Below are 2,549 nucleotides of genomic sequence, written 5' to 3'. Positions count from 1 at the left end.
GGGGCCGCGCACCGATCACGAGATACGCCGCAACCTCGAACGCCAGATCGAGGCGGAACGCTGGACCAATCTCGACCGCCAGCTTGCCCGCGACGCCTATCGCACCGGCGTCATCGATCTCGCCCCGCATCCCGATCGCCACCCGGACGAATTCCACGCGATGAAGGTCGGCCGGCTGCGGAAGCTGGAGACACTCGGCCTTGCGGATCAGGTCGGCCCCGGCCAATGGGTCGTATCGGAGAGTGCCGAGGCGACGCTGCGCGAACTGGGCGAGCGTGGCGACATCATCAAACGCATTCATCGCGGCTTGACGGAACGCGGTATCGAGCGCGGCGCCGCCAGCTATGTGCTCGCCGGCGAGAGCCTCAACGATCCTGTCGTCGGCCGGCTGGTCGATCGTGGTCTCGACGATGAGCTGAAGGGCACGGCCTATGCCGTGGTCGATGGCACGGACGGACGAACCCATCACATCAAGTTACCCGACCTCGACGCGGCCGGCGATAGCGCGCCGGGCTCGATCGTCGAGCTGCGCAAATTCGACGACGCGCAGGGACGCAGACGGGTCGCGCTCGCCGTCCGCTCCGATCTCGACATCGAACGGCAGGTCCATGCGACCGGGGCCACCTGGCTCGACCGGCAAGCGATCGCCCGCGATCCCGTTCCGCTCGGCGGCGGCGGCTTCGGCGCCGAGGTGCGCCAGGCGATGGACCGTCGTGCCGAGCACCTCGTTGGTCAGGGCCTTGCCGAGCGGCAGACCCGCGGTGTCAGCTTCTCCCCCGGGCTGATCGACACGCTGCGGCAGCGCGAGGTCGACACCCTTGGCGAGAAGCTTGCGGCCGAGACCGGCCGGCAATTCTCGAAGGCCGCGACGGGCGAATATGTGGCCGGCACCTATCACCAGCGCTTTGCGCTCGCGTCGGGCCGCTTCGCCATGATCGACGACGGCCTCGGCTTCCAGCTCGTGCCCTGGTCGCCATCCCTCGAACGTCAGATCGGTCAGCACGTCTCCGGCGTGTCGCGCGGCGCCGGTGGCGTCGACTGGAGCTTCGGCCGCAACCGCGGGCTCGGCATGTAGCCCGATCAAGAAAGGAGTGCCCGCCATGTCGGCGACCAAAATCCTCTGGGGCCAGATCCTCACCGTCTTCCTGATCGTGCTCATGACAACCTGGGCGGCGACGCAGTGGACGGCCTATCGGCTCGGCTTTCAGCCCCAGCTTGGACTTCCGTGGTTCGAACTGGCCGGCTGGCCGATCTACTATCCGCCCGCCTTCTTCTGGTGGTGGTATTTCTACGATGCATATGCCCCGCCGATCTTCATCGAGGGCGCCTATATCGCCGCGTCAGGCGGCTTCATCTCCATCGCCGTCGCGATCGGCATGTCCGTCTGGCGGGCGCGCGAAGCCAAGAACGCCGAGACCTTCGGTTCCGCCCGATGGGCGATTGCCGGCGAAGTCCACGCCGCCGGCCTGCTGGGCGTGGACGGCGTCGTCCTAGGGAAGTTCGATCGCGACTATCTCCGCCATGACGGTCCCGAGCATGTGCTGTGCTTTGCACCCACCCGGTCCGGCAAGGGCGTCGGCCTGGTCGTGCCGTCACTGCTGACCTGGCCGGGCTCCGCCATCGTCCATGACATCAAGGGGGAGAACTGGACGCTCACCGCCGGCTATCGCGCCCGCCATGGCCGCGTGCTGCTGTTCGATCCGACCAATACGAAGTCGGCGGCCTACAACCCGCTGCTCGAGGTGCGCCGCGGCGAGTGGGAGGTCCGCGACGTCCAGAACATCGCCGACATCCTGGTCGACCCGGAAGGCTCGCTGGAGAAGCGAAACCACTGGGAGAAGACGAGCCACGCGCTGCTGGTCGGCGCGATCCTGCACGTCCTCTATGCCGAGGCCGACAAGACCCTGGCGGGCGTCGCCGGCTTCCTCTCCGACCCGAAGCGGCCGATCGAGTCGACGCTCGCCGCCATGATGAAGACGGCGCATCTCGGCGAGGCCGGGCCGCATCCGGTAATCGCCAGCGCCGCGCGCGAGCTGCTGAACAAATCCGACAATGAGCGGTCGGGCGTGCTGTCGACGGCCATGTCGTTCCTCGGCCTCTATCGTGACCCCGTCGTCGCCGAAGTCACACGCCGCTGCGACTGGCGCATCGTCGATATCGTCGGCGGAAAGCATCCGACCACACTCTATCTCGTTGTGCCGCCCTCGGACATCAACCGGACCAAGCCGCTGATCCGTCTGATCCTCAATCAGGTTGGCCGACGGCTGACCGAAGACCTGCAGGCGAAGAGCAACCGCCACCGGCTGCTGCTCATGCTCGACGAGTTTCCAGCCCTCGGCCGTCTCGACTTCTTCGAGAGCGCGCTCGCATTCATGGCGGGCTACGGCCTCAAGGCCTTCCTCATCGCCCAGTCGCTGAACCAGATCGAAAAGGCCTATGGGCCGAACAACTCGATCCTCGATAATTGCCATGTCCGCGTCAGCTTCGCGACCAATGACGAGCGGACCGCCAAACGTGTCTCGGACGCGCTCGGCACCGCGACCGAGATG

General features: G+C 66.7%; 2 protein-coding genes. Both read left to right on the top strand.

Annotated features, from left to right (window positions below):
- Nucleotides 1–1,075 (top strand): DUF3363 domain-containing protein (locus BGN95_RS04280; protein WP_286771721.1); only part of this gene is annotated, 1,075 nt, incomplete at its 5' end.
- Nucleotides 1,076–1,100: 25 nt separating this feature from the next.
- Nucleotides 1,101–2,549 (top strand): conjugal transfer protein TraG (locus BGN95_RS04275; RefSeq protein WP_286771720.1); only part of this gene is annotated, 1,449 nt, incomplete at its 3' end.

This window comes from Sphingomonas sp. 66-10, assembly GCF_001897045.1.
GTDB lineage: Bacteria > Pseudomonadota > Alphaproteobacteria > Sphingomonadales > Sphingomonadaceae > Sphingomonas > Sphingomonas lycopersici.
Note: the sequence above shows the minus strand (reverse complement) of the source record. Positions and strands in the feature narration are given on the sequence as shown.